At 69.8% G+C, this 25,345-nt stretch carries 21 protein-coding genes; 12 read left to right on the forward strand and 9 right to left on the reverse strand.

The genetic code is table 11. The annotated features are described in order from the left end of the window. Positions 1–194: 194 nt before the first annotated feature. Together ctaD and coxB are read right to left on the reverse strand one after the other, a co-directional pair. Entirely contained in the window at positions 195–1,823 is a 1,629-nt protein-coding gene (gene ctaD, locus MKK68_RS03410) for a cytochrome c oxidase subunit I (RefSeq protein WP_147725193.1), read from the reverse strand. Positions 1,824–1,905: 82 nt separating this feature from the next. Next, on the reverse strand, positions 1,906–2,742 hold the full coding sequence (gene coxB / locus MKK68_RS03415) for a cytochrome c oxidase subunit II (RefSeq protein ID WP_147725192.1): 837 nt from the start codon (positions 2,740–2,742) through the stop codon (positions 1,906–1,908). A 285-nt stretch (positions 2,743–3,027) separates the two neighbouring features. Here coxB and fdhD point away from each other — a divergent pair, with 285 nt between their 5' ends. Beyond that, positions 3,028–3,903, forward strand: coding sequence for a formate dehydrogenase accessory sulfurtransferase FdhD (fdhD, locus tag MKK68_RS03420; protein ID WP_244028713.1), 876 nt, complete (start codon positions 3,028–3,030; stop codon positions 3,901–3,903). A 7-nt stretch (positions 3,904–3,910) separates the two neighbouring features. Here the strand turns inward: fdhD and MKK68_RS03425 are convergent, their stop codons facing one another. After that, on the reverse strand, positions 3,911–4,900 hold the full coding sequence (locus tag MKK68_RS03425) for a hypothetical protein (RefSeq protein ID WP_244028715.1): 990 nt from the start codon (positions 4,898–4,900) through the stop codon (positions 3,911–3,913). Between the two features lie 795 nt (positions 4,901–5,695). On the opposite strand from MKK68_RS03425, the gene gltB reads away from it, so the two are divergent. The 5 genes from gltB to MKK68_RS03450 all read left to right on the forward strand — a co-directional run bounded on the left by gltB (position 5,696) and on the right by MKK68_RS03450 (position 13,138). Continuing rightward, a complete protein-coding gene (gene gltB, locus MKK68_RS03430) occupies positions 5,696–10,396 on the forward strand; it encodes a glutamate synthase large subunit (protein ID WP_244028717.1) in 4,701 nt (1,566 codons plus the stop codon). A 25-nt stretch (positions 10,397–10,421) separates the two neighbouring features. After that, positions 10,422–10,691 (forward strand): BrnT family toxin, encoded by a 270-nt coding sequence (locus MKK68_RS03435; protein WP_244028719.1) that lies wholly within the window; start codon positions 10,422–10,424, stop codon positions 10,689–10,691. After that, entirely contained in the window at positions 10,654–10,944 is a 291-nt protein-coding gene (locus tag MKK68_RS03440) for a BrnA antitoxin family protein (protein ID WP_244028721.1), read from the forward strand. Before MKK68_RS03435 ends, MKK68_RS03440 begins: the two co-directional genes overlap by 38 nt. A gap of 100 nt (positions 10,945–11,044) precedes the next feature. Beyond that, positions 11,045–11,656 (forward strand): glutathione S-transferase family protein, encoded by a 612-nt coding sequence (locus tag MKK68_RS03445; RefSeq protein WP_243935535.1) that lies wholly within the window; start codon positions 11,045–11,047, stop codon positions 11,654–11,656. Between the two features lie 48 nt (positions 11,657–11,704). Then, on the forward strand, positions 11,705–13,138 hold the full coding sequence (locus MKK68_RS03450; protein ID WP_147725179.1) for a glutamate synthase subunit beta: 1,434 nt from the start codon (positions 11,705–11,707) through the stop codon (positions 13,136–13,138). A 16-nt stretch (positions 13,139–13,154) separates the two neighbouring features. On the opposite strand, the gene MKK68_RS03455 is transcribed toward MKK68_RS03450, so the two are convergent. Further along, entirely contained in the window at positions 13,155–14,552 is a 1,398-nt protein-coding gene (locus MKK68_RS03455) for a DUF459 domain-containing protein (RefSeq protein WP_243989136.1), read from the reverse strand. A gap of 270 nt (positions 14,553–14,822) precedes the next feature. Next, positions 14,823–16,505 (reverse strand): methyl-accepting chemotaxis protein, encoded by a 1,683-nt coding sequence (locus MKK68_RS03460; protein WP_244028723.1) that lies wholly within the window; start codon positions 16,503–16,505, stop codon positions 14,823–14,825. Between the two features lie 281 nt (positions 16,506–16,786). On the opposite strand from MKK68_RS03460, the gene MKK68_RS03465 reads away from it, so the two are divergent. Beyond that, positions 16,787–17,794, forward strand: a complete 1,008-nt coding sequence (locus MKK68_RS03465) for a PAS domain-containing protein (RefSeq protein ID WP_244028725.1) — start codon at positions 16,787–16,789, stop codon at positions 17,792–17,794. A gap of 347 nt (positions 17,795–18,141) precedes the next feature. On the opposite strand, the gene MKK68_RS03470 is transcribed toward MKK68_RS03465, so the two are convergent. After that, the gene (locus MKK68_RS03470) at positions 18,142–19,365 is read right to left on the reverse strand and encodes a lytic murein transglycosylase (protein ID WP_244028727.1); all 1,224 of its coding nucleotides are present in this window, start codon (positions 19,363–19,365) and stop codon (positions 18,142–18,144) included. A 4-nt stretch (positions 19,366–19,369) separates the two neighbouring features. After that, positions 19,370–20,362, reverse strand: a complete 993-nt coding sequence (gene galE / locus MKK68_RS03475) for a UDP-glucose 4-epimerase GalE (RefSeq protein ID WP_244028729.1) — start codon at positions 20,360–20,362, stop codon at positions 19,370–19,372. A gap of 161 nt (positions 20,363–20,523) precedes the next feature. On the opposite strand from galE, the gene MKK68_RS03480 reads away from it, so the two are divergent. Continuing rightward, complete coding sequence (locus MKK68_RS03480) at positions 20,524–21,390, forward strand: UTP--glucose-1-phosphate uridylyltransferase (protein ID WP_244028731.1); 867 nt, start codon at positions 20,524–20,526, stop codon at positions 21,388–21,390. Positions 21,391–21,882: 492 nt separating this feature from the next. On the opposite strand, the gene MKK68_RS03485 is transcribed toward MKK68_RS03480, so the two are convergent. Further along, positions 21,883–22,785 carry an N-formylglutamate amidohydrolase gene (locus MKK68_RS03485; RefSeq protein WP_244028733.1) on the reverse strand — a complete coding sequence of 301 codons (903 nt, stop codon included), beginning with the start codon at positions 22,783–22,785 and terminating at the stop codon, positions 21,883–21,885. 213 nt (positions 22,786–22,998) lie between these two features. On the opposite strand from MKK68_RS03485, the gene cpdR reads away from it, so the two are divergent. The 4 genes from cpdR to MKK68_RS03505 all read left to right on the forward strand — a co-directional run bounded on the left by cpdR (position 22,999) and on the right by MKK68_RS03505 (position 25,036). After that, positions 22,999–23,355 (forward strand): cell cycle two-component system response regulator CpdR, encoded by a 357-nt coding sequence (gene cpdR / locus MKK68_RS03490; protein ID WP_147727374.1) that lies wholly within the window; start codon positions 22,999–23,001, stop codon positions 23,353–23,355. 86 nt (positions 23,356–23,441) lie between these two features. Beyond that, on the forward strand, positions 23,442–23,711 hold the full coding sequence (gene grxC, locus MKK68_RS03495; RefSeq protein WP_243949577.1) for a glutaredoxin 3: 270 nt from the start codon (positions 23,442–23,444) through the stop codon (positions 23,709–23,711). Next, the gene (locus MKK68_RS03500) at positions 23,704–24,561 is read left to right on the forward strand and encodes a carbon-nitrogen hydrolase family protein (protein ID WP_244028735.1); all 858 of its coding nucleotides are present in this window, start codon (positions 23,704–23,706) and stop codon (positions 24,559–24,561) included. The genes grxC and MKK68_RS03500 overlap by 8 nt, the downstream gene beginning before the upstream one ends. Positions 24,562–24,565: 4 nt before the next feature. Beyond that, a complete protein-coding gene (locus MKK68_RS03505; RefSeq protein ID WP_243949578.1) occupies positions 24,566–25,036 on the forward strand; it encodes a DUF1178 family protein in 471 nt (156 codons plus the stop codon). 53 nt (positions 25,037–25,089) lie between these two features. Here MKK68_RS03505 and MKK68_RS03510 read toward each other — a convergent pair. Beyond that, positions 25,090–25,345 (reverse strand): disulfide bond formation protein B (locus MKK68_RS03510; RefSeq protein WP_244028737.1); only part of this gene is annotated, 256 nt, incomplete at its 5' end.

A 25,345-nucleotide genomic window follows, 5' to 3' on the forward strand; every position in this document is an offset into this window, starting at 1 on the left:
GGCGGGAGCGCTCGATCCGGCACGGGAGGTCGCGAACCGGAACAGTTCCAAACGTCCGGGCGTCGTACGCCGGAAAAAGGGGGGGCCTGCCGAGCGCCGCTCAGACCAGACCGTCGCACCGCCCTTACCGGGACCCTTCGCGGGAAGGATCCGGGGAAGGGCGGGGGCCGCGCGATGCGGCCCCCGCGAAGTTGTTAGTGGTGACCCGGCTCGTCGACGATGCGGGGCAGTGTCTCGAACTGGTGGAAGGGTGGCGGCGACGACAGCGTCCACTCCAGGGTGGTCGCGCCGGGACCCCAGGGGTTGTCCGCGGCCCGCTCCTTCGAGCGGAAGGCGAGGATGACGCCGATCACGAACACCATCATGCCGAGGCCGAAGATGTGGCCGCCGTAGGTCGAGACCTTGTGCCAGCCCGCGAACGCCTCCGGGTAGTCGGCGTAGCGACGCGGCATGCCAGCGAGCCCGAGGAAGTGCATCGGGAAGAACAGGATGTTCGCGCCGATGAAGGCCAGCCAGAAGTGCAGCTTGCCGGCCCATTCGGGGATGATGTGGCCGGTCATCTTCGGGAACCAGTAGTAGATGCCGGCGAAGATGATGAACACGGCGCCGAGCGAGAGCACGTAGTGGAAGTGCGCGACGACGTAGTAGGTATCGTGCAGGTACTTATCGACCGCCGAGTTCGCGAGCACGACGCCGGTGACGCCGCCGACCGTGAACAGGAAGATGAAGCCCACCGCCCAGTGCATCGCCGCGGTGAAGCGGATCGAGCCGCCCCACATCGTCGCGATCCAGGAGAAGATCTTCACGCCGGTCGGCACCGCGATCACCATGGTGGCGAACACGAAGTAGGACTGCGTCTGCAGCGACAGGCCGACGGTGTACATGTGGTGCGCCCACACGACGAAGCCGACGACGCCGATCGCGACCATCGCGTAGGCCATCGCGAGGTAGCCGAAGACCGGCTTGCGCGAAAACGTGGCGATGATGTGCGAGACGATGCCAAAGGCCGGCAGGATCATGATGTACACTTCGGGGTGACCGAAGAACCAGAACAGGTGCTGGTACAGGATCGGGTCGCCGCCGCCGGCCGGGTCGAAGAAGGTGGTGCCGAAGTTGCGGTCGGTGAGCAGCATGGTGATCGCGCCGGCGAGGACCGGGAGCGACAGCAGCAGCAGGAAGGCGGTGACGAGCTCGGCCCAGGCGAAGAGCGGCATCTTGTGCAGCGTCATGCCGGGGGCGCGCATGTTGAGGATGGTCGTGATGAAGTTGATCGCCCCGAGGATCGAGCCGGCGCCAGAGAGGTGCAGCGCGAAGATCGCGAAGTCGACGGCCGGGCCGGGATGGCCGGCGGTGGAGAGCGGCGGGTAGACGGTCCAGCCGGTGCCGGCGCCGGACGCGCCGGGCGCGCCCTCGACGAACAGCGAGCAGATCAGGCTGCAGAAGCCCGCCACCGTCAGCCAGAACGAGATGTTGTTCATGCGCGGGAAGGCCATGTCCGGCGCGCCGATCATCAGCGGCACGAACCAGTTGCCGAACCCGCCGATCAGCGCGGGCATCACCATGAAGAACACCATGATGAGGCCGTGGCCGGTGACGAAGACGTTGTAGGTCTGCGGATTGGAGAAGTACTGGAGGCCGGGCGCCTCCATCTCCATCCGGATGCCGAAGGACAGGAACGCACCGATCATGCCCGCGCAGAACGCGAACAGCAGGTAGAGCGTGCCGATGTCCTTGTGGTTCGTCGACAGGAACCAGCGGGCAAAGAACGAGGGTTTGTGGTCGTGGGCCTCGTGGGCCCCTGCATGCGCTGCGGCGGTTGCCATCTGAGCTGAGCCTTGTGCGTGTCTCTCGAGATCTCGGTGGGTCGGGCCGGCGCCGTCGCGGCGCCGGCCCGAGGCGCGCCCGCTACCGGGCGTCGGCGAGCTTGGACCCGTCGTCGATGCGGGCGTACTTGGTCTTGGCCTCGCCGAGCCAGGCTGCGTAGGCCTCGTCGTTCACGACGCGGACGACGATCGGCATATAGGCGTGGCGCTGGCCGCAGAGCTCGGAGCACTGGCCGTGATAGGTGCCCTCGCGGTCGGCCTTGAACCAGAACTGGTTGAGGCGGCCGGGGACGGCGTCGATCTTGAAGCCGAAGGACGGCATCGCCCAGGAATGCATGACGTCGGCGGCGGTGACCTGGATCTTGACGATCTTGTTCACCGGAACGACCATCTCGTTGTCGGTCTGCAGCAGCCGCGGCTGCTTGTCCTCGTCGATGTTGGCATCGAACGAGAAGCCGCCGCCCTGGTCGGCGGGGTACTCGTAGGACCAGTACCAGGCGTGGCCGGTGACCTTGATCATCACGTCGGACTTCGGATCCGACAGCTGGACGCGCAGCAGGCGGAACGACGGGATCGCGACGGCGACGAGGATGAGCACCGGGACGATGGTCCAGGCCACCTCGATCAGGGTGTTGTGGGTGGTTTTCGAGGGCGTCGGGTTCCGCTTCTCGCTGAAGCGGTAGATGCACCACAGGATCAGGCCGAGCACGAACACGCAGATGGCCAGCGACAGCCAGTGCACCCACGACTCGAACTGGAGGATGTCGCGGGCGTTCTCGGTCACGGGGACCTGGCGGTCCATCTGCCAGGGCTCGGGCTGGCCGATGCCGGCGGCCAGGGCCTGCGACGACGTCAGGAGCAGCGCGCCGAACGCGGCGAGCCCCCTCATGGAGCGGTGTTTCGTCTGCGCCGTCCGCATGTGCCTCTCGTGGCTCCCCTTGGTCACGTTACGCTACGTCGACCGCCCGCATCTTGCTTGAACGAGGTTTGCGGTGTCGCTCGACGGAATGGACGCCCCGAAGGCGCGAGGCCCGGGTATCCGATCGCGGTGTCAGACCACAAGGTCGTGAAAGGCGCAACCGCACAAGCGTCGCATCGCACGCTTTCCGGACGCTCCGCTCCGTCACCCGGGCGATCGCCGCAGGGGCGGCTCGGCCCGCGGCCTGCTATAGGGCGTGCTCGGGTCGAGCGGCGGGAACAGCCCATGACGGACGGACGGCGGCCGGTTCAGGCCACTTCGGAGACGGGCCTGCGTGAGACGGCCTTGCAGGAGACGGCCTTGCAGGTGGCGACCCGCGTCGTCGCCTACGCCGCGCCGGAGCCGCGCGACGATCACCGCGCGCTCGCCGTCGAGATGCCGGTGAACCTCGTCTACGGCAGCGTGCCCTATGCGGTGATGATGGCGACGCCGGCCGACCTGGAGGATTTCGCCTACGGCTTCAGCCTGACCGAAGGCATCGTCGCGGCGGCCGACGAGATTCGCGGCGCCGCGGTCGAGCCGGGCGACGGCGGGCTGCGCCTGCTGGTGGATTTGGCGCCCGGGCGCCTGCGCGAGCATCTCGCCCGCAAGCGCGCGATCAGCGGGCGCACCGGCTGCGGCGTCTGCGGGATCGAGGATCTCGCCGCCCTGCCGCGGGCCGAGACCCGGGCCGCGTCGGGCCGCGTGCGCGTCGGGGCGGAGGCGATCGCGCGGGCCTTGTCGGATCTCGGCGATTCCCAGGTGCTCGGGCGCGAGACGCGGGCCGTGCACGCCGCCGCCTGGGCGCGCCTCGACGGGAGCCTCGTGGCGGTCCGCGAGGATGTCGGCCGGCACAACGCGCTGGACAAGCTGATCGGGGCGCTGATCCGGACGGGAACCGACCCGGCCGCGGGCTTCCTCGTGATCACCAGCCGGTGCTCGTTCGAGATGGTCGAGAAGGCTGCGCATTTCGGCGCGTCGGTCCTGGTCGCGATCTCGGCCCCGACCTCGCTCGCGATCGAGCGGGCGCGCCTGCACGACATGACGCTCTGCGCCATCGCCCGGGCCGATTCGTTCACGCTGTTCTGCGGGGACGAGCGCGTGGTCGGCCGCGCAGGGTAGCGGCCGATCAGGGTGTCGGCGCGTCCTTGTCCGGCGCGCCCGGCACGAGGGTCGCGCCACCGATGACGCGGACGTTGCGCTTGGCCTCGGGCGGATTCTTCCAGCTCTGGTCGGCGGGTTTGACCTCCGAGGTCTTCACGTCCGCCGCCTTCGATTCGCTCGCCTTCGATTCGACCGACTTGGCCAAGGTCCCGTCGGCGGGCGGCTGGACCGCTGCCGGAGTCGGCATGACGCCGGAAACCGGCGCGGCCTTCGGCTGATCCACGGCGGCGACGGGAGCCTCCGGCTTCGCCTCGGGCTTGGCGGCGTCCACCGGGCGGAGCTTGGGCGCCTCGGGAACGGTGCGCGCGTGCGCTTTTCCTTCGATCGCCTTGCCATCGCGCGCCTTCTCGTCGAGCGCTTTGGTGTCGGACAACCGTGGCGGGTTGGCGACGCGGGCGAGCTTGCGCGGCGATTCGGCGGGGCCGCGCCGATCGGGGTTGATGCCCTGCGGGTTCGGGTCCGCAAGCGTGCGCCCCGGCATGCCGTTCGATCCGTCGGGTCGGGCATAATCGGCCTCGGCCGGCGCTCGGCGCAGGGGCATTCCACGCGCCTCGGGCAACGGGATGTCGGCCGGCGGGATCAGGCGCTCGGCCTGCCGCATCGGCTGGCGCGGCATCTCGTCCTCCTCGGTCCAGCCGTAGCCGGGCGCCGGGCGGGCAAGGGCGATCGGGCCGTCATCGAGGCGCTGGCGGCCGAGGATCGCGCCGTCCCGGGCATCGACGAACAGGCGCACGCGGGCGCCCATCGGGTTGAAGGCCTCGACGATGTAGGCGCGTCCGTCGAAGCGCGGGCGGCTCATGCCGCTGAAGCCGCGCTCGCTCAGGCGCCATGCGACGGCGCGCGGCGGCATGATCGCCTCGTCGTACGCGTATTGCGCCCGCGCCGCGTCGGCGGCACCGATCAGCAGGGCGCAGGCGGCGAGGCCCGCACGGAGACGACGATAGGATCGGTTCACGGCTGACCTCCCGGTCGCATTCTCAAGATCGCCCGAAATCTCCGCAGGCGCTCGCCCCGCGCCGGGGAGTCCCGATCGGGACCTGCCGACGATCCGCCCCGGGCCCCGCGCCGAAGGACCGCGTCCCGCGTGTCCTTCGGCCATTCCGGCAGGGTCGTTGCCCCGCATGCCGCTTGTGCTCGGCGCTCGCCTTTGAGCGGAGGATTTGGGCGCAATTGCGGGAGAAAGCGGGCGGCGAAGGGCCGATCTCGACGCCGATCCCTCCGTTCGCATCGCCCCTCGCACGACGGGGAATTGGCTCGCCTGCCGATCCGGCGTGGGGGCGGACATGGGACCGGACATGGGATCCGTCATGGGATGCGGCATCAAAACGCCGCTTTTGGTCCCGCGGGGCCCTTGCTGGAATTTTTGAAATCTGCCAGTTTGCAGCGTTAGGACAGTATGACTGTCCCATTTCCGGTGCGCGCGTGCGAACGATGCCGCGCGGTGGGGCCGTTCAGGCCTGGGCAGAGGGTTTCGGGACGTGACCATCGTGACGTCGAAACGAGATCGCAAGCCGGTCGCCGCAGAGGCGATCCGGGCCCACGCCGGCTGACATCGGGCCGGTGCGAGCCCGCGGGTAGCGGGCGCTTCCTCCACCGAGGACCCTCCTGAGACCCGACGAGACAAGATGACTGGCCCGGCCTCGCTTGAGCGCCGGGCATGAAACATGCTCGCCTGGCGGGCATGGGCGTTCGAACGGGTCTGGTCGATCTTTCGGGGATGGTGGGCATGGCGGCTTTCGGGAATGCGGACATGGCCGTGAGCGGGAACCTCAACGCCGACACGGCGCCGGCGGCCCGCGACGGCGTCGCGCCGCTGGTGGTGCGCGATCCGGCGATGCCGGTGGCGCAGGGCGCCTACGATCCCCGCAACGAGCGGGACGGCTGCGGCGTCGGCTTCGTCGCCGACATGCACGACCGGCGCACCCACGCCATCGTCGAGCAGGGCCTGAAGATCCTGGAGAACCTCGACCACCGCGGCGCGGTCGGAGCCGACCCGAAGATGGGCGACGGCTGCGGCATCCTCACGCAGATCCCGCACGCCTTCTTCGCCGAGGAATGCTCGCGCCTCGGCTTCGAGCTGCCCCCGGCCGGCGACTACGCCATCGCGCAGCTGTTCATGCCGAAGGCGGACGAGCCGCGCGCGATCATCGAAGGCATCGTCGAGGAAGCGCTCGCGTCGGAAGGGCTGCCCCTGCTCGGCTGGCGCGACGTGCCGGTCGACCCCGAGGATCTCGGCATCGCCGTGAAGGCGACCGAGCCGCATCACCGCCAGCTCTTCATCGGGCGCCCGGCCTCGGCGGCCGACGGCGACGCGTTCGAGCGGCGCATCTACGTCGCCCGCAAGGTGATCTCCGGCCGCGTCTACGGCCTGAAGGACCCGCGGGTGATGGAGTTCTACCCCGTCTCCGTGTCGAGCCGGACCATCGTCTACAAGGGCATGGTCCTGGTGAACCAGCTCGGGAACTACTTCCTCGACCTGAAGGACCAGCGCTTCGTCTCGGCGATCGCGCTGGTGCACCAGCGCTTCGCCACCAACACCTTCCCGACCTGGCGCCTGTCGCACCCCTACCGGATGGTGGCGCATAACGGCGAGATCAACACGCTGCGCGGCAACGTGAACTGGATGTCGGCCCGCCAGGCGAGCGTCGATTCGGAGCTGTTCGGCAACGACATCTCGAAGATCTGGCCGATCTCCTACGAGGGCCAGTCCGACACCGCGTGCTTCGACAACGCGCTCGAGTTCCTCGTGATGGGCGGCTACCCGCTGGCCCACGCGATGATGATGCTCATCCCCGAGGCCTGGGCCGGCAACCCGCTGATGGGCGAGGATCGGCGCTCGTTCTACGAGTACCACGCCGCGCTGATGGAGCCGTGGGACGGGCCCGCCGCCGTCGCCTTCACCGACGGCCGCCAGATCGGCGCGACCCTCGACCGCAACGGCCTCCGCCCCGCCCGCTACGTCGTCACCGACGACGGCCTCGTCGTGCTCGCCTCGGAGATGGGCGTCCTGCCGATCCCGGACGAGAAGATCGTCCAGTCCTGGCGCCTGCAGCCGGGCCGGATGCTGCTGATCGACCTCGAGAAGGGCCGCATCGTCGACGACGAGGAGATCAAGGGCGAGCTCGCCGCCGCGCACCCCTACGCGGAGTGGGTGAAGAACACCCAGATCGTGCTCGAGGACCTCAAGCCGGTCACCGCCCGCGAGAGCCGCACCGACGTGTCGCTGCTCGATCGGCAGCAGGCCTTCGGCTACAGCCAGGAAGACCTCAAGCTGCTCATGGCGCCGATGGCCGTGACCGGCCAGGAGGCTGTCGGCTCGATGGGCACCGACACGCCGCTCTCCGCTCTGTCCGACAAGTCGAAGTCGCTCTACACGTACTTCAAGCAGAACTTCGCGCAGGTCACCAACCCGCCGATCGACCCGATCCGCGAGGAGGCCGTGATGAGCCTCGTCTCGTTCATCGGCCCGCGCCCGAACCTGCTCGACATGGAAGGTGCCTCGCGCCGCAAGCGCCTGGAAGTCCGCCAGCCGATCCTGACCAACACGGATCTCGAGAAGATCCGCTCGATCGGCCATTTCGAGGACCGCTTCGACACCAAGACGCTGGACATCACCTACCCGGCCGAGACCGGCGCGGCGGCGATGAACGGCGCGCTCGACCGGCTCTGCGACCGCGCGGAAGTCGCGGTGCGCGGCGGCTACAACATCATCGTCCTGTCCGACCGCGCGGTCGGCCCCGACCGCATCCCGATCCCGGCGCTGCTGGCCACGGCGGCCGTGCACAACTACCTGATCCGCAAGGGGCTGCGCACCTCGGTCGGGCTCGTGGTCGAATCGGGCGAGCCGCGCGAGATCCATCACTTCGCGTGCCTGGCCGGCTACGGCGCCGAGGCGATCAACCCGTATCTCGCCTTCGAGACGCTGGTGGCGATGAAGCACGAGTTCCCGCCGGACCTCGTCGACGAGGAGATCATCTACCGCTACATCAAGTCGATCGATAAGGGCCTGCTGAAGGTCATGTCGAAGATGGGCATCTCGACCTACCAGTCCTATTGCGGCGCGCAGATCTTCGACGCGATCGGGCTGAACTCGGCCTTCGTCGCGCGCGACTTCTTCGGCACCGCGACGATGGTCGAGGGCGTCGGCATGGCCGAGATCGCCGAGGAGACCGTGCGCCGCCACGCCGACGCGTTCGGCGACGCGCCGATCTATCGCAACGCCCTCGATGTCGGCGGCGAGTACGCCTACCGGCTCCGCGGCGAGGCCCATACCTGGACCCCGGACACCGTCGCGACGCTGCAGCATGCGGTGCGCCTGGGCGTGCCCGAGCGCTACCGCGAATACGCCAAGCTGGTGAACGACCAGGAGCAGCAGCTCAAGACCCTGCGCGGCCTGTTCCGGATCAAGCTCGCCGGCGAGATCGGACGCGAGCCGGTGCCCGTGGAGAGCGTCGAGCCGGCCGCCGACATCGTCAAGCGCTTCGCCACCGGCGCGATGTCCTACGGCTCGATCTCGAAGGAGGCGCACGAGACCCTGGCGATCGCCCTGAACTCCTTCGGCGGCCGCTCGAACTCGGGCGAGGGCGGCGAGGAGGTCGAGCGCTTCAAGCCGCTGCCGGACGGTCGCTCGCGCCGCTCGTCGATCAAGCAGGTCGCATCGGGCCGCTTCGGCGTCACGACCGAGTACCTCGTCAACGCCGACATGATGCAGATCAAGGTCGCGCAGGGCGCCAAGCCCGGCGAGGGCGGACAGCTGCCCGGCCACAAGGTCGACGCCAAGATCGCCAAGGTCCGCTACGCCACGCCCGGCGTCGGCCTGATCTCGCCGCCGCCGCACCACGACATCTACTCGATCGAGGATCTGGCACAGCTGATCTTCGACCTGAAGAACGTGAACCCGGCGGCCGACGTCTCGGTCAAGCTCGTCTCCGAGGTCGGCGTCGGCACGGTCGCGACCGGCGTCGCCAAGGCGCGGGCCGACCACATCACCATCTCGGGCTTCGACGGCGGCACCGGCGCGGCGCCGCTGACCTCGCTCAAGCATGCCGGCGGCCCGTGGGAGACCGGCCTCGCCGAGACGCAGCAGACGCTGGTGATGAACCACCTGCGCGGCCGCGTCGCGCTGCAGGCCGACGGCGGCATCCGCACCGGCCGCGACGTGCTGATCGCGGCCCTGCTCGGCGCCGACCAGTTCGGCTTCTCGACCGCGCCGCTGATCGCGGCCGGCTGCATCATGATGCGGAAGTGCCACCTCAACACCTGCCCGGTCGGCGTCGCGACCCAGGACCCGGTGCTGCGCAAGCGCTTCAAGGGCACCCCCGAGCACGTGGTGAACTACTTCTTCTACGTCGCCGAGGAGCTGCGCGAGCTGATCGCGGCGATGGGCTTCACCAAGCTCGAGGACCTCGTCGGGCGTTCCGACTTCCTCGACAAGGTCGAGGCGATCCAGCACTGGAAGGCGCGCGGGCTCGACTTCTCGAAGCTGTTCCACCGTCCCGACGTCGGGCCGGAGGTCGCCATCCGCTGGGTCGAGACGCAGAAGCACCCGATCGACCACGTCCTCGACCGGCGCCTGATCGCCGGCGCGCAGAACGCGATCGACACCGGCGAGCCGGTGGTGCTCCACGACGTGATCCGCAATTCCGACCGCACCGCGGGCGCGATGCTCTCGGGCGCCGTCGCCAAGGCGCACGGCCACGAGGGCCTGCCCGACGACACCATCGTGGTGAAGCTCTCCGGCACGGCCGGCCAGAGCTTCGGCGCCTGGGTCGCGGCCGGCGTGACGATCGAGCTCACCGGCCACGGCAACGACTACGTCGGCAAGGGCCTGTCGGGCGGCAAGCTGATCATCCGGCCGAGCGACGCGCTGAAGGCGCCCGCCGACAGGACCATCATGGTCGGCAACACCGTGCTCTACGGTGCCATCGCCGGCGAGTGCTACGTCCGCGGCTCGGCCGGCGAGCGCTTCGCCGTGCGCAACTCCGGTGCGATCACCGTCGTCGAGGGCATGGGCGACCATGGCTGCGAGTACATGACCGGCGGCGTGGTCGTGTCGATCGGCGAGACGGGCCGCAATTTCGCCGCCGGCATGTCCGGCGGCATCGCCTACGTGCTCGACGAGGACGGCTCGTTCTCGGCCCGCTGCAACCTCTCGATGGTCGATCTCGAGCCGGTCGAGGAGGAGGACGACCTGATGCGCCGCTTCCACCAGGACGGCGACCTGGAGACCAAGGGCCGCGTCGACATCCTCGCCGACATGTCCGGCCACGACGAGGAGCGCCTGTCGCAGCTCATCACCAATCACTTGAAGTATACGGGCAGCCCGCGTGCCAAGGCGATCCTCGACGACTGGGCGGGCTACCGCACCAAGTTCGTCAAGGTGATGCCGGTGGAGTACCGCCGGGCGTTGCGCGAAATGGAGATGGCACGGATGCCGGTGGCGGCCGAGTAGGCGCGCGCCGGCCTCGTGCCGGTCGATGGAGATCACGTTCGATCCCGCGAAGCGTCTGGTGACGTTGCGCGAGAGGGGCTTCGATTTCGCACGCACCCCTGAAGTCTTCGCCGCCGCGGTGACGACCTTCAGGGACGAGAGAATGGACTACCGCGAGGCGCGATCGATCACGGTGGGAATGCTCGACGGACGGATGGTGGTCGTCGTTTGGACCGAACGGGATCATACTCGCCGGATCATCAGCATGAGGAAGGCCAATGACCGAGAGCAAGCGCGCTATCGCGAACGCGGCTGACCGACCGCTGAACCCCGACGAGATCGGCTGGGATCCGGACGACGCGCCGGAACTGGACGAGGCTTGGTTCGAGAAGGCCGATCGTTTCGTCGGCGGCCGCCTGATCGAGCGCGGGCACCGTCCCGGCAAGACTGAACGGTTGGTGCTTCCCACCGATCTCGTCGAGCGGTTCCGAGCCGGAGGGCCAGGCTGGCAGATACGGATCGAGACCGCGCTCAAGGAATGGTTGCGCGAGCATTCCGACCGGCTCTGAGCCGGCCGACGGACGGCCCGGACGAAACACGCGAGCGATGGCGGACATCGCGAGGGGGGACGACATGACGGCGACGCTTGCGACGATCCCACCTGCCGCCATGCGGATCTACGGCGATCTCACCTCGGGCAATTGCCTGAAGATCAAGATCGTCGCCGATCGGCTCGGCCTCGCCTACGAATGGGTTCAGGTCGACGCGCTGAAGGGCGAGAGCCGGACGCCCGCCTACCTCGGCCTGTTTCCGGCGGGCCAGATCCCGGGCGTGGCGTTCGCGGACGGGCGTCGGCTCGCGCAGTCGAACGCGATCATCCGCTACCTCGCCCGCGGCAGCGCGTTGCTGCCGGACGATGCCTTCGCGGCGGCGACGGTCGACCAGTGGCTGTTCTGGGAGCAGTACAGCCACGAGCCGGCGGTCGCGGTCTGCCGGGCGGAGATGAAGTTCCGCGGCGTGCGGCGCGAGGCCCGCGATCCGGCCAGGGTCGCGCGCGGCGAGGCGGCGCTCGACCTGATGGAGCGGCATCTCGCCGGAACGGGCTGGTTCGTAGGCGACGACGCGACCATCGCCGACGTCGCCCTGTTCGCCTACACCCAGTGGGCCGACGAGGGTGGATTCGATCTGGCCGCGAGGCCCGCGATCCGGGATTGGCTCGACCGATGCAAGGTCGCGTTCCGGATCGAACCCGACGCTATCGCCACCGCCGCCGGTCGCTGACCCGATCGCGGCACCACCGATTTTTCGCTACCGACGCTGAGCATCCCGATGGGCAAGATCACCGGCTTCCTCGAATTCGACCGGCAGGACCAGAAGTACCAGCTCGCGGCCGACCGCGTGCGGCACTTCCGCGAGTTCACCCTGCCGCTCGACGAGCACGACCTGAAGAAGCAGGCCGCCCGCTGCATGGATTGCGGCATCCCGTTCTGCCACGGGCCGACCGGCTGCCCGGTGCACAACCAGATCCCGGACTGGAACGACCTCGTGTTCCAGTCGGATTGGGAGGAGGCGGCGCGCAACCTGCACTCCACCAACAACTTCCCGGAATTCACAGGCCGCATCTGCCCGGCGCCGTGCGAGGAAGCCTGCACGCTGAACCTCGAGAACCAGCCCGTCGCGATCAAGACGATCGAGCAGGCCATCGCCGACCGCGCCTGGAACATGGGCTGGGTCAAGCCCGAGCCGTCGTCGATCCGCACCGGCAAGAAGGTCGCGGTGATCGGGTCGGGCCCGGCCGGCCTCGCGGCGGCGCAGCAGCTCGCCCGGGTCGGGCACGCGGTGCACGTCTACGAGCGCGAGCCGAAGGCCGGCGGCCTGCTCCGCTACGGCATCCCCGACTTCAAGATGGAGAAGCGCCACATCGACCGACGCGTGAAGCAGATGGAAGCCGAGGGCGTGGTCTTCCACTACAACCAGAACGTCGGCGTGACGAAGCCGGTCGAGGAGCTGACCGCGGAGTTCGACGCGGTGCTGTTCTCCGGCGGCGCCGAGGACCCGCGCAACCCGCAGCTGCCGGGGCAGGAGATGGAGGGCGTGCACTACGCGATGCCCTACCTGATCCAGTCGAACCGCCGCGTCGGCGCCGAGCCGATGCGCGGCAACGGCGAGGCGCCGATCCTGGCATCGGGCAAGAACGTGGTGGTGATCGGCGGCGGCGACACCGCGTCCGATTGCGTCGGAACCGCCTTCCGGCAGGGCGCCCTGTCGGTGACGCAGCTCGACATCCGGCCGCGCCCCCCCGAGCGCGAGGACAAGCTCTCGGTCTGGCCGTACTGGCCGACCAAGATGCGGACCTCGTCGAGCCAGGCCGAGGGCGCCGAGCGCGAGTTCCAGGCGGCGACGCTCCGGCTCGAAGGCAACAAGAAGGGCCGGCTCACCGGCGTCGTCTGCGCGCGCGTCGACGCCAAGCGCCAGCCGATCGAGGGCAGCGAGTTCGTGCTGCCGGCCGACCTCGTCTTCATGGCGATCGGCTTCGCCGGCTCGATCCAAAAGGGTCTGCTCGAGCAGTCCGGCATCACGGTCGACAAGCGCGGCAACGTCACCGCCAACGAGGAGGATTACCGCACCTCCGACCCGAAGATCTGGGCGGCCGGCGACATGCGGCGCGGCCAGTCCCTCGTCGTCTGGGCGATCCGCGAGGGCCGTCAGGCCGCCCGCTCGATCGACGAGACGCTGATGGGTGCCTCGATCCTCCCGCGCTGAGGTTTTCGCCGGGCGTTCAGCCCGGCGGCCAGCGGAAATCGTCGGCGCGGCCGGGCTGCGGCAGCGGTGCCGCCCCGCGCTGGAGCGCGCGCTCGACCGTGCCGGTGGCGTCGCCGTCGCGCGGTCGGCCGCTGACCAGGACGCCGCCGGGCGACAGCTCGATCCGGCCGAGCGGGACGACCGGCCCCGCCGCCGGCTTGACGGGGAGGGCCGGGACGCCGGGCGGCTCGGGCAGGCTCGGCAGCATCGCCGTGATCTGCCGGTCGATCGCGGTGACGTCGTCGAGGGTCGTCGTCGGTGCCCCGTCGAGCGGCGTCGCGGGCAGGGCCGAGACGGCGGCGGCCGGCTGCTCGGGCGCGGTGGGCGCCGTCGCACCCATCAGGCGCTTCAGCTCCACGTCGGCAAAATGCGCGAGCTTGCGGGCGCCGGCATGGGTGAAGTGCACGCCGTCGGCGGTGCGGAGCTTGGCGCTCTGCCCGTCGAGGTCCGGTCCCGTGGCGGTGTAGTGGTTGCGGTCGTCGGAGAAGCCCGGCCCGACATCGACGTAGGTGCCCCCCGCCTTGGTGACGGCATCCCGGACGATCTCGTTGAGGCTGCCGAGGTCGCGCGTCAGGCTCTCGCTGCGCATCGGCGGGGCGCCGACCCAGACGAGCGGGATCTTCCGGTCGGTGAAGACCTTCACCAGGGCGTCCACGCGGGTGCGGTAGACCTCGCGCCAGCGGTCGGAGAGCGGATCGAGGGTCTGGTCCCCGTCGCGCATCGGCTGGCGATCGTTGGCGCCGAGCATGACCACGGCATAGCCGACCTTCGGGTTCGCCTTCAGGTAGTCCTCGGCGGCCTTCGGCCAATCGACGACGTCCCTGCGCACGAGGCCGCTGTCGGCCTTGGCGCGATCGATCACCGCGACGTCGGCGGTGTCCTCGAACACGTCGTCCAGCCCGCGGCTGAGATGGTCGGCCAGCGAATCGCCGAACACCGCGATCTGGACCTTCGCCTCGGTCTTCTTCACGGCCGGCGCCGGCGCCGCGACAGTGGGGGCCGGCCGGGTCTGCGGACGCCGAAGCTGGCGGCCGGTCTCCGCGCTGGCGGGCGGGCGCACACGCGGCGGGCGATAGGTCGGGGCCGCCTGCCGCGGCTCCGGCGGGCTCGGCCGGTCTTCCCACGGCCAGTAGAACTGGCGCTGCTCGGGCTCCGGCGCGGCGCGGCGCGGCGCGCGGGCATAGCCGTCGTCCTCGCGGTAATAGGCGTCGCGGCCGCGTCGGCGCGGCTGGTCGTAGCTGTCGCCCCACTGCGCCTCGGCCGGCGACGGCGGCAGGAGGACGAGCGGAAGCGCGAGGCCGGCCCCGAGCGCCAGAACGAGGCGGCGCGCCTTGGCGGCTGCCGCGTCGGCTCGGTTTGTCGCGTCGCGTCTCATGCGCCCTCCGGTGCCGCGGGTCTGAGCCCGCGGGCGACCATAGCGGAGCGGCCGCGCCGCGTCTAAGAGCCTCCCGCAAAACCTCCCGAGCGCCGGCGGTCTCCAGTGCCAGGCATGGCGCGACGGCGGTCCTGCGACGGATGACGGGCGGCCATTCGACCCTGAAAGCGTCGGTCTTCCGACGATCGTTCGTCCCCCTCATCCTTCGCAGCCGCCGAAGCGGCACCGCGAGGATGAGGGAAACGGGCCGACGAACGCGTCGACGGGGTTTCAGGCGGCGCGGACGGTGGCCAGGAAGTGCGCGACCTCTGCGCCGAGGCGTTCGGATTGGCGCGACAGCTCGGAACTCGACGCCAGGACCTGGGTCGCGGCAGCGCCCGTGTCCTCCGACGCGCGCGCCACGCCCGCGATGTGGGCCGTGACCTCGCTCGCACCGGCCGAGGCCTGCGCAACGTTGCGCACGATCTCCTGGGTCGCCGCTCCCTGCTCCTCGACGGCCGCCGCGATCGTCGCGGCCACCGCGTTGATCTCGCGGATCCGGGTCGTGATGCCGCCGATCGCGCTCACGGCCTGATCGGTCACGTGTTGCACGTGCCCGATGCGCTGGCTGATCTCCTCGGTGGCCTTGGCCGTCTGGCCGGCCAACTCCTTCACCTCCGTCGCGACGACCGCGAAGCCGCGGCCAGCCTCACCGGCACGCGCGGCCTCGATCGTGGCGTTCAGAGCGAGCAGGTTGGTCTGCGAGGCGATGTTGGAGATCATCCCGACCATGGCCCCGATCTGCTCGGCGGCGTGGCTGAGCTCCTGCACAAGCCGCGCCGTCTGATCGGCGTCCACCACGGCGGCTCGCGCCAGCTCGGACGAGCTGGACATCTGCCGTCCGATCTCCTGCACCGAGGATCCGAGTTGCTCGGCAGCGATGGCCACCGTGCTCACGTTGTCCGCCGCCTGCGTGGCCGCCGCTGCCACGGTGCCCGACTGCGCCGCCGTGTCGCCGGCGGTCGCGGTCATCTGCTGGGCCGTCGCCTGCAACTCGGTGGCCGCCGACGAGACCTGCCCGACGATGCCGCCGACGGCCGCTTCAAAGGCGTCGGCCATCTGCCGCATCCCGGCCTGGCGCTGCCGCTCCGCCGCCAGCCGCCCCTGGGACATCTCCTCCTCCAAGGCCTCCGTGCGGATCAAGTTCTCCTTGAACACCTGCACCGAGACGGCCATCGCCCCCAGCTCGTCGCCGCGCCGGGTCGCGGGCACCTCGGCCGCCGTGTCGCCCCGCGCGATGGCGCTCACGCAGGCGGCGAGCTGGCGGATCGGGCGGCCGATCATGAGGGCCGAGAACACGGCCGAGCCGATCAGGACGAGGACGACGGTGCCGCCGATGGCGAGCCCGATCCGGTTGGCGGACTCGGCGGTCGCGACCGTGTTCCGCCGCGCCTCGTCCGCGAAGCGCTGGGCATTGGCGACCGATTCCGTTCCCGCCTCGTTCAACAGCGTGTTCACGCGCTGCTGCTCGGCGACGATCCGCGACAGCCTGTTCCCGTCGACGGACCGCGCGCCATTCTCGAAGCGGATGACGTCGGCCAGCGATGCCGCGAGGTCGGCATAGGTGACGAGATTCGTCCGAAGGTCCTGAAGAACGCCCGGGATCAGCGCGATCCGGATCGGCTCGTCGAGCGCCGCTGCGCCGGTAGCCTTGCCGGCGCGGATGCGCTCGGCGACGCGGGCGACCTGCTCGGCGGTTTCCGCGGTGCGGATGTCGCCGACCGCCGCTTGAAGCTCCGCGTGCGAGAGGCGGGTCTGCTGGATGCCTGCAAGGATGATCTGCTCGCGTCCGGCCGCGGCGTTGGCGTCGATGATATGCTGGGCGCTGATCCACTGGTTCATGACGAGGGCCGTGGCGAGCAGGACTCCGATCACGCCCGAAGCACCAAGTTTCTTTCCGATCGTCCAACGCATGATGACAAATCCCCCGAATTCTTGAGAACATCAACAATCCGGACGACAGACCTACGACGCGACATCGCGACGACCATCACGGACGTCTCGGAAGATAGGAGAGTTTCATGGATGCATGATTGACCACACGTCTCACAATGCGCGTTTCCGGCTTGCGAACGACACCGTCCGAGAGCGCAAACCGCTCGGTTCGACTTCGAGCGATGAATAAAAGAGCGATCTGCACTCTTTCGCCCCGGCTCGACGTTGCGTTCCGACGGAGCGTCTGGCCAAGTCGGGCGATGCCCGCCCGACGCCATGCATCCTCCTACCAGTTGCTCAACCTTCTCGAGGCGACCGGCCAGGTCGGCGTCTGGTCCCTCAACCTGCGGACCGGCGAAATGAGCGGCTCGCTGGGTCTCGCCCACATCACCGGCCTGCCTTCGGACGAGAGCCTCCTCGGCCTGCTCGACCGACTTCTCCACCCGGACGATCGCGAAGCCCTCGGCGAGCTGTTCGACATGCTCTACAGCGGCCGGGCGATCGACCGCACGGTCCGGCTTGTGCGTCCCGACCACACCGTGCGCTGGGTTTCGGTCAAGGCCCAGATCGTTCTCGACGACGCCCATCGGCCGATGCGTGCCGAGGGCATCGCCTTCGACGTGACCGGCCCGCACGAGGCGCGTCTGCTCGCCGAGCAGAGCACCGCACGCTATCGCGGCCTCGTTCATGCCATCGCGGCCGTGGTCTGGACGACGGCTCCGGACGGGAAGGCGCGGCCAAGCCCGACATGGCAGGTCCTGACCGGGCAGACGGGCCCGGAGATGCAGGGCGACGGTTGGCTCGCCGCGATCCACCCGGAGGATCGGGCACGGATCGAGACGGCATGGCGAACGGCGATGGAGCACGGCACGCCTTACGAGGCGGATCACCGCGTTCTCTGCGCGGACGGCACGGTCCATTGGTACAGCAACCACACCATACCCCTCCACGATGCCGATGGTTCGGTGCGCGAGTGGATCGGGATCATGCAGAAGATGCCGCCCAGCGGTCGATTCTCGTCGCCTGAGATCACCGGGACGCTCGTGCGCGGAGCCCGCGCGATGCTGCGCTGGTCCGTCGTGGATCTGGCTCGGGCCGCCGGCGTCTCGGTCTCGAGCATCCGGCGCCTGGAGGAGGAGGTCGGGACGGTGCAGCCGCGAACCCGCTCGGCGATGCGTCGAGCCCTGGAAGGCGCCGGCATCGATTTCATCGGGACCCTCGACGGCATGACGGGGGTGATCTTGACCAGGGATCGGCGTGGCGCCTGATCGTGTGGATCTCGAGCCGACGCGCCGTCGGGGCCGGCGATCGATGATGCCGCGCCCTTGGCGGCCGGCATCGCCGGACGGTTCGACGTCATGCCCGCTCGGATCGGACGTGTCTTGAGAGCGCCTTCAGGCGAGGTGGATGCCGGCTCGCGCGAAGCGCGGTCGACGATGCAACACGCGGGCGCCCCTCATAAAACGCCCGATCATCGGAGCCTCCTCCTGTGTCCAGGACGGCGCTACGGACGTTTAGGACGGCTGTCATGCCGGATCGCATAGACCGGAATCCCTGAGGCCCGGCGGAACGCCGCCGCCGTGCGGCGCGAGGTCCGGGCCTCGACGGGTCGGCCTCAGCGCGGCCTGGCGTCGATCCGGCCCGCGAGACGGTCGCGCAGGGCGGGCGTGGCGTAGCCGTCGGCGGTCAGGCCTTCGCGGATCTGGTAGCGCCGGATCGCCTCGCGCAGCTTCGGCCCGGCGCGGCCGTCGGCCTCGCCGGCATAGAGGCCCTGCGCGGCGAGGCCCGTCTGCAAGGCCTGAAGGCCGGCCTTGTCGAGGCGGGACGCCGCGCTCGGCCAGGGTGCGACGAGGGGCGGCCCGCCGGCCAGGCGGTCGGCGAGATGGCCGACCGCCAGCGCGTAGGAATCCGAGGTGTTGTAGCCGCGGATCACCTCGAAGTTGTCGGTGATCAGGAAGGCCGGCCCGCCGGCGCCGCCGGGCAGGAACACGGACGCTCCGCCCTTGTCCGGCAACGGGCCGCCATCGATCCGGCTGACGCCGCGGCGCGAGAATTCAGGCAGGTCCGCGGCGTAGCGCGTCAGGTCGAAGCCCTCGGGCAGGCGGACGGCGTAGCCCCACGCGATCGCGGGATTCCAGCCGAGGTCCTTAAGGTAGGCGGCGATCGAGGCGAGGGAATCGGCGTCGCTCGCCCAGATGTCGCTGCGGCCGTCCCCGTCGAAGTCGACCGCGTGCGCCAGGAACGTCGAGGGCAGGAACTGCACCTGTCCCATCGCGCCGGCCCAGCTGCCGAGCATCCGGTCCGGCGCGACGTCCCCGCGCTGCTGAATCGCGAGGGCGGCGAGCAACTCGTCGCGAAACAGCGTGCCGCGGTGCCGGGCGGCGGCGAGCGTCGCCAGCGCGCGGATCGTCGGCACCGAACCGCCGCTCGCGCCGAAATCCGACTCGATGCCCCAGATCGCGAGGAGCACCGAGGCCGGAACGCCGTAGCGCGCCTCGATCGCCGGGAGGGTCGGCCCGAGCGCCGCTCCACGGGCCCGGCCGCGGGCGATCCGCGCCGGCGAGACCGCCCCGACGAGATAGTCCCACACCGGCCGCGCGAACTCGCTCTGCCCCTTGGTGCGGGCGAGCACCGCGGGGTCGGGCACGACGCCGCGGAACGCCGCATCGAAGGTCGCCGGCGCGATGCCCTTCGCGAGCGCATCAGCGCGGAGAGCCGCGACGAAGCCGGCAAACGTGTCCACCCGGCCGGCTTGCCCGACGGCGGCAGGCTCGGCGAGGGAGCCGCCCGGAGCGGCGGAGAGGCAGAGGGCCAGGAGCGCGGCGCGGATCGGGCGCACGGCCTCAGTGCCGGTTGCGCTTGGGCAGGGCGTCTTCCCAGTCGAGCGCCTGGCGCACGATCGCGTCGAGGTCGTCGTGCTTCGGGCGCCAGCCGAGCTGCTCGCGGATCCGCGACGCCTCGGCGACGATCCGCGCCGGATCGCCGGGGCGGCGGGGCGAGAGGCGCACCGGGAAGTCGCGACCGGAGACGCGCTTCACCGTCTCGATCACCTCGAGCACCGAATAGCCGTTGCCGTAGCCGCAATTCAGCGTCAGGCTCTCGCCGCCGGCGCGCAGGTGGTCGAGGGCGACACGGTGCGCCTCGGCGAGGTCGGAGACCTGGATGTAGTCGCGCAGGCACGATCCGTCCGGCGTCGGGTAGTCGGTGCCGAACACCTCGAGATGCGGGCGCTGGCCGAGGGCCGCCTGCGTCGCGACCTTGATCAGGTGGGTGGCGTTCGGCGTGGACTGCCCGGTGCGCCCGCGCGGGTCGGCACCGGCGACGTTGAAGTAGCGCAGGATGACGTAGCTGAAGCCGTGCGCGGCCGCCGCGTCGCGGATCATCCACTCGCTCATCAGCTTCGAGCGGCCGTAGGGGTTGATCGGGTTGGTCGCGAGGTCCTCCGGCACCGGCACGGTCTCCGGCTCGCCGTAGACCGCGGCGGTCGAGGAGAAGATGATGTGCTTCACGCCGGTGCGCACCGCGGTCTCGATCAGCGCGCGCGTCTTCACCGTGTTGGCGAGGTAGTAGTGCAGCGGGTCGGCGACCGAGTCCGGCACGACGATGCGGGCGGCGAAATGGGCGATCGCATCGACGCGGTTCTGCAGGATCGTCTCGGTGACGAGGCCGGGGTCGCCGACGTCGCCGCGCACGAGCTTCACCTCCGGCGGCAGGGCCCAGTCGAACCCGGTGGAGAGGTCGTCGAGGACGACCGTCTCCTCCCGCCCGGCATCCTGCAGGGCGAGAACCATGTGACTGCCGATATAACCGGCACCACCCGTGACCAGAACCGCCATCGTTGCCCCTGAAAGAAACCGCGCCAACCAGCAAGCGGAAGCTTGCTTTTAACCGATAATGCTCAATCGTGCCGCGCTACGGCGCGAAGCCGTCCGCTTGCCGTGCTAGTGTTGCCCGGAACGCCCGGCCCGTCCAACTCCCACGTTTGGGTTTTTGCTCGATGAAACCGATCCGAAAGGCCGTCCTCCCCGTCGCGGGCCTCGGCACCCGCTTCCTGCCGGCCACCAAGGCCGTCCCGAAAGAGATGCTGACGGTGGTCGACCGGCCGGTCGTCCAGCACGTGGTCGACGAGGCGCGGGAAGCCGGCATCGAGCACTTCATCTTCGTCACCGGCCGCGGAAAGGCGGTGATCGAGGACCATTTCGACATCGCGTTCGAGCTCGACCGGATGCTGCAGGAGCGCGGCAAGACCGCGGCCTACGAGGAGCTGAAGCGCGACCTGCCGGCCGCCGGCCAGACCAGCTTCACCCGTCAGCAGGCGCCGCTCGGCCTCGGCCACGCGGTGTGGTGCGCCCGCGAGATCGTCGGCGACGAGCCCTTCGCCGTGCTGCTGCCGGACATGCTCAGCCGCGGCTGCATGGGCCAGATGCTCGCCGCCTACGAGCGCCACGGCGGCAACGTCGTCGCCGTCGAGGAGGTCGCGCCGGAGGAGACGCATCAGTACGGCATCGTCAGCGTCGGCGAGACCTTCGGCCAGACCTTCGAGGTCACCGGCATGGTCGAGAAGCCGAAGCAGGGCACCGCGCCTTCGAACTTCATCATCTCGGGCCGCTACATCCTCCAGCCGGAGATCTTCGGCATCCTCGAGCATGGCGAGAAGGGCGCGGGCGGCGAGATCCAGCTCACCGACGCGATGATCAAGCTGATGGCCGAGCAGGACTTCTTCGGCATGCACTACGAAGGCCGCACCTACGACACCGGCTCCAAGCTCGGCTTCCTCACCGCCAACATCGCCTACGCGCTCGACCGGAAGGACCTGGCCGGCCCGCTCAAGGCCGAGATCGCGAAGCTTCTGGCGGACGGTTAGGCGGCTGCGGACGTGCAGCCGGAGCGGGCGGGGTATGCGCAACCGGTAGGGGTATTCCGCTTGCGTTTTGTGCGCCGCAATTTACTTTGTGCATTGCGGGATCGCGATGGCGTCGCGGTCCGGCAGCCCTTCTTGGGCGTTTCCTCCCTAGACTTCGGGCCGCTCCTTCGGGGGTGGCCTTTTTTCTTGGTCGCAGGACTGCCCGCCGTGTGTGGTCGGGCCCGGGGTCATCGGTTTCACGCAACCACGGTTCTGCACGCTCCTCGTCATCCCGGGGCGCCGAAGGCGGATCCGGGGATCCGGAACCGCAGGCCGTACTCGATCCTGCCGTCGTCGTCTCTGGATCCCGGGTTCCGCTGCGCGGCCCCGGGATGACGGGGACGGGCTGATCGGTCTTGCCCGCTCGCGGGCGAGGATTGCCGGAGAACGACCGGCAACCTCGGAAGGACCTGCGGCGCCCTGCGCCCGATCCGACGAGGGGCCGTTATCGACCTATTCGGCGGCGATGCCGATCGGCGTCTCCGAGCCGAGGTCGTCGGCGACCTCGACGATCGCCTCGCCGAGCGCCTTGGCCAAGTCGAAGAAGCCGGGCGTGATCGCGAGGCTCGCCTCGTTCATGTAGAGGGCACGGTTGATTTCGATCTGCAGCGCGTGCCGGCCGATGTTCGGCTCGCCATAATGCTCGGTGATGAAGCCCCCGGCATAGGGCTTATTGCGTACCACCTTGTAACCGCGGGCGCGGAAGGCCGCCTCGAAAGCGTCGATCAGCGCCGGGTCGCAGGCGGTGCCGAAGCGGTCGCCGAGCACGAAGTCCGCCCGCGCATCGTGATCGCGCCCCAGGCTCGACGACGGCATCGAGTGGCAGTCGATCAGCATGCAGCGCCCGAATTCCCGCACCGTGCGCAGGATCAAGCCGCGCAAAGCCCGATGATACGGCTTGTACAGCCCGTCGATGCGCGCCACCGCCTCGTCCACCGGCATGCGCGCGGCATAGATCTCCTGCCCGTCCGAGACGACGCGCGGCACCGTGCCGAGGCCGCCGGCGACGCGCATCGAGCGCGTGTTGGCGAAGGGCGGCAGGCGGCCCTCGAACATCCGCGGGTCGAGCTCGTAGGGCTCGCGGTTCACGTCGAGATAGGCGCGCGGGAAATTGCAGCGCAGCAGCGGCGCGCCGAGCTCGACCACCTGGGCGAACAGCCGGTCGACATGCGCGTCCTCCGACCGGCGCAGCGACAGCGCGTCGAGCCGCGAGGCCTTCAGGAAGCTGTCCGGGTAGACCGACCCGGAATGGCCGGTGTTGAACACGAACGGCAGCGTGTGCCGCGTCGGCTCGTCCACGGCGAAGGCGGGCGAGAAGCCGAAGGCGTCTGTCTGATGCGGAAAGGGGAGCGTCATCGGCGGGGAGGCGCACCGTCGGGAATGGGAACGGCCAACGTCAGGGCCGCACTGTGGGGCGGCGGCGGCGGCCTGTCTACCGTGCCGGCGGGCTCCGGCATGGCCGCGCGGTGCGGCCTGTCACCTCGCAGGGGCGGCAAATCCTAACGTCTTGTTTACCGTTGGCTCCCTTTATGAAAAGAACGTTGCGATTCGAGGGTCCGGAACCGTCCGATGAAAATTCTCTTGGCGGAAGACGACAACGACATGCGCCGGTTCCTGGCCAAGGCGTTGCAGAATGCCGGCTTCGACGTGCTGTCGTTCGACAACGGCCTGTCGGCCTACAATCGCCTGCGCGAAGAGCCGTTCGAGCTGCTGCTGACCGACATCGTGATGCCGGAGATGGACGGGATCGAGCTCGCCCGCCGGGCGACCGAGCTCGACCCGGACATCAAGGTGATGTTCATTACGGGCTTCGCCGCCGTGGCGCTCAACCCGGATTCGAAGGCTCCCAAGGACGCGAAGGTCCTGTCGAAGCCGTTCCACCTGCGCGATCTGGTCAACGAGGTCGAGAAGCTGCTCGCCGCTTGAGGCGGCCGGCGTGACGTTCCGGCCATAGGCGATCGGGACCGCCGACCCCTATATGGTCGTGTCATCCGCGGGACGCGAACACGCCCATGAATCCGGTTACGATCTACACGACGGCGTGGTGCCCCTACTGCTCGGCGGCCAAGAGCCTGCTCAAGGAGAAGGGCGTCGCATTCCGTGAAATCGACGTCGAGAAGACGCCCCCCGAGCGCGCCACCATGATGGCGCGCGCGGGCGGACGCACCAGCGTGCCGCAGATCTTCGTCGGCGAGACCCATGTCGGCGGCTGCGACGACCTCTACGCCCTCGACAAGGCCGGCAAGCTCGATGCGCTGCTGAAGGCCTCCGCGAATGCCTGAGACCCGCTTCGTCGCCGCCTGCGTGCAGATGCGCTCGGGTCGCGACCCGGGCGCGAACCGCGACGCGGCGGTGGCCGGCGTGCGGGAGGCGGCATCGCGCGGCGCGCAGTTCGTCCAGACCCCGGAGATGACCTCGCTGGTCGAGCGCGACCGCGCACGGCTCTTCGCGGTGGTGCGCGGGCAGGACGAGGACGAGACGCTGGCCGCACTTCGCGACGCGGCGCGCGAGACCGGGACGGTGGTGCAGATCGGCTCCCTCGCGATCCGCGCCGGCGAGAAGATCGCCAACCGCGCCTTCCTGATCGGTGCGGACGGCGCGATCGTCGCGGCCTACGACAAGCTGCACCTGTTCGACGTCGACCTGCCGAGCGGCGAGCGCTGGCGGGAATCCTCGACCTATACCGGCGGCGCCTGCGCCGTCGTCGCGCCGACGCCGTGGGCCGAGATCGGGCTCGGCATCTGCTACGACATCCGCTTCCCCGCCCTCTACCGGGCGCTCGCCGAGGCCGGCGCCTCGGTGCTGACGGCGCCGGCGTGCTTCACCCGGCAGACCGGCGAGGCGCATTGGCACGTGCTACACCGGGCGCGCGCGATCGAGACCGGGTCGTTCATGATCTCGGCCGGCCAGGGCGGGACGCACGAGGACGGTCGCGAGACCTACGGGCATTCGCTCATCGTCGATCCGTGGGGCCGGGTGCTGGCCGATGCCGGCGGCGCCGAACCCGGCGTGATCCTGGCCGAGATCGACCTTTCCGCGGTCGCGGATGCGCGCGCGCGAATCCCCTCGCTGCAACATGGGCGCCCGTTCACGGTCGAGCGGGTCGGCTCCCCAGGAACCGCCCCGTCGTGACGGCATGATCCGGTACAGTCTCGTCTGCGAGGCCGGGCACGGCTTCGAGAGCTGGTTTCCCTCGTCCGAGTCCTTCGACGCGCAGGCGGCGCGCGGCCTCGTGACCTGCCCGGTCTGCGACACGTCGCGGGTGGTGAAGGGCCTGATGGCGCCGAGCCTCGCCCGCACCGACCGCGGGCGCCCGGTGGGCGGCGCGGACGCGGATCTGCCCGTGCCCGTCGCACCCGCCCCGGTGCCGATGATCGCCGAGCCGGAGCGGCGCATCCGCGAGATGCTGCGGAGCCTGCGCGAGCACGTCGTCGCATCGGCCGAGCATGTCGGGACGCGGTTCCCGGAGGAAGCGCGCAAGATCCATTACGGCGAGACGCGGGAGCGCGCGATCTACGGGCAGGCCAGCCCGGACGAGGCCCGCGCCCTGATCGACGAGGGCATCGACGTCGCGCCCCTGCCGCCGATGCCCGACGATCGCAACTGATCGATCGCGCGGTCGACGCGGCCGGGCGTTCGGAAGCGATCGCGTCGGGTCGCTCAGGGCTTCGCTGCGGCCGTGCCGGCGATGCCGGCGAGCACGAAGGCGATGACCGCGTTCCAACCGGCGAGCGAGACGCCGAGCACCCGCATCGCCGCGGTCGAGCAGTCGACGACCTTCGTCGTCTGCAACGCGTTCAGAAAATCGCCGACGGCTGCCGGGTTCGCGCCGGTTCCGCCGCCGCAATCGGTCGGGCCCGGCCAGAACCCCCACTCCGCGCCGGCGTGGTAGGCGCCGAGCCCGGCGCCGTAGAGC

It is taken from the genome of Methylobacterium sp. E-016, from assembly GCF_022829745.1.
Classification (GTDB): Bacteria; Pseudomonadota; Alphaproteobacteria; order Rhizobiales; family Beijerinckiaceae; genus Methylobacterium.

Coding starts and splice junctions, on each gene's coding strand:
- MKK68_RS03460 (WP_244028723.1), bottom strand. CDS start 16,505: ATGCGTTGGACGATCGGAAAGAAACTTGGTGCTTCGGGCGTGATCGGA.
- cpdR (WP_147727374.1), top strand. CDS start 22,999: ATGAAAATTCTCTTGGCGGAAGACGACAACGACATGCGCCGGTTCCTG.
- MKK68_RS03440 (WP_244028721.1), top strand. CDS start 10,654: ATGACCGAGAGCAAGCGCGCTATCGCGAACGCGGCTGACCGACCGCTG.
- MKK68_RS03500 (WP_244028735.1), top strand. CDS start 23,704: ATGCCTGAGACCCGCTTCGTCGCCGCCTGCGTGCAGATGCGCTCGGGT.
- MKK68_RS03465 (WP_244028725.1), top strand. CDS start 16,787: ATGCCCGCCCGACGCCATGCATCCTCCTACCAGTTGCTCAACCTTCTC.
- grxC (WP_243949577.1), top strand. CDS start 23,442: ATGAATCCGGTTACGATCTACACGACGGCGTGGTGCCCCTACTGCTCG.
- coxB (WP_147725192.1), bottom strand. CDS start 2,742: ATGCGGACGGCGCAGACGAAACACCGCTCCATGAGGGGGCTCGCCGCG.
- MKK68_RS03485 (WP_244028733.1), bottom strand. CDS start 22,785: ATGACGCTCCCCTTTCCGCATCAGACAGACGCCTTCGGCTTCTCGCCC.
- galE (WP_244028729.1), bottom strand. CDS start 20,362: ATGGCGGTTCTGGTCACGGGTGGTGCCGGTTATATCGGCAGTCACATG.
- ctaD (WP_147725193.1), bottom strand. CDS start 1,823: ATGGCAACCGCCGCAGCGCATGCAGGGGCCCACGAGGCCCACGACCAC.
- fdhD (WP_244028713.1), top strand. CDS start 3,028: ATGACGGACGGACGGCGGCCGGTTCAGGCCACTTCGGAGACGGGCCTG.
- MKK68_RS03480 (WP_244028731.1), top strand. CDS start 20,524: ATGAAACCGATCCGAAAGGCCGTCCTCCCCGTCGCGGGCCTCGGCACC.
- gltB (WP_244028717.1), top strand. CDS start 5,696: ATGGCCGTGAGCGGGAACCTCAACGCCGACACGGCGCCGGCGGCCCGC.
- MKK68_RS03435 (WP_244028719.1), top strand. CDS start 10,422: ATGGAGATCACGTTCGATCCCGCGAAGCGTCTGGTGACGTTGCGCGAG.
- MKK68_RS03450 (WP_147725179.1), top strand. CDS start 11,705: ATGGGCAAGATCACCGGCTTCCTCGAATTCGACCGGCAGGACCAGAAG.
- MKK68_RS03505 (WP_243949578.1), top strand. CDS start 24,566: ATGATCCGGTACAGTCTCGTCTGCGAGGCCGGGCACGGCTTCGAGAGC.
- MKK68_RS03455 (WP_243989136.1), bottom strand. CDS start 14,552: ATGAGACGCGACGCGACAAACCGAGCCGACGCGGCAGCCGCCAAGGCG.
- MKK68_RS03445 (WP_243935535.1), top strand. CDS start 11,045: ATGCGGATCTACGGCGATCTCACCTCGGGCAATTGCCTGAAGATCAAG.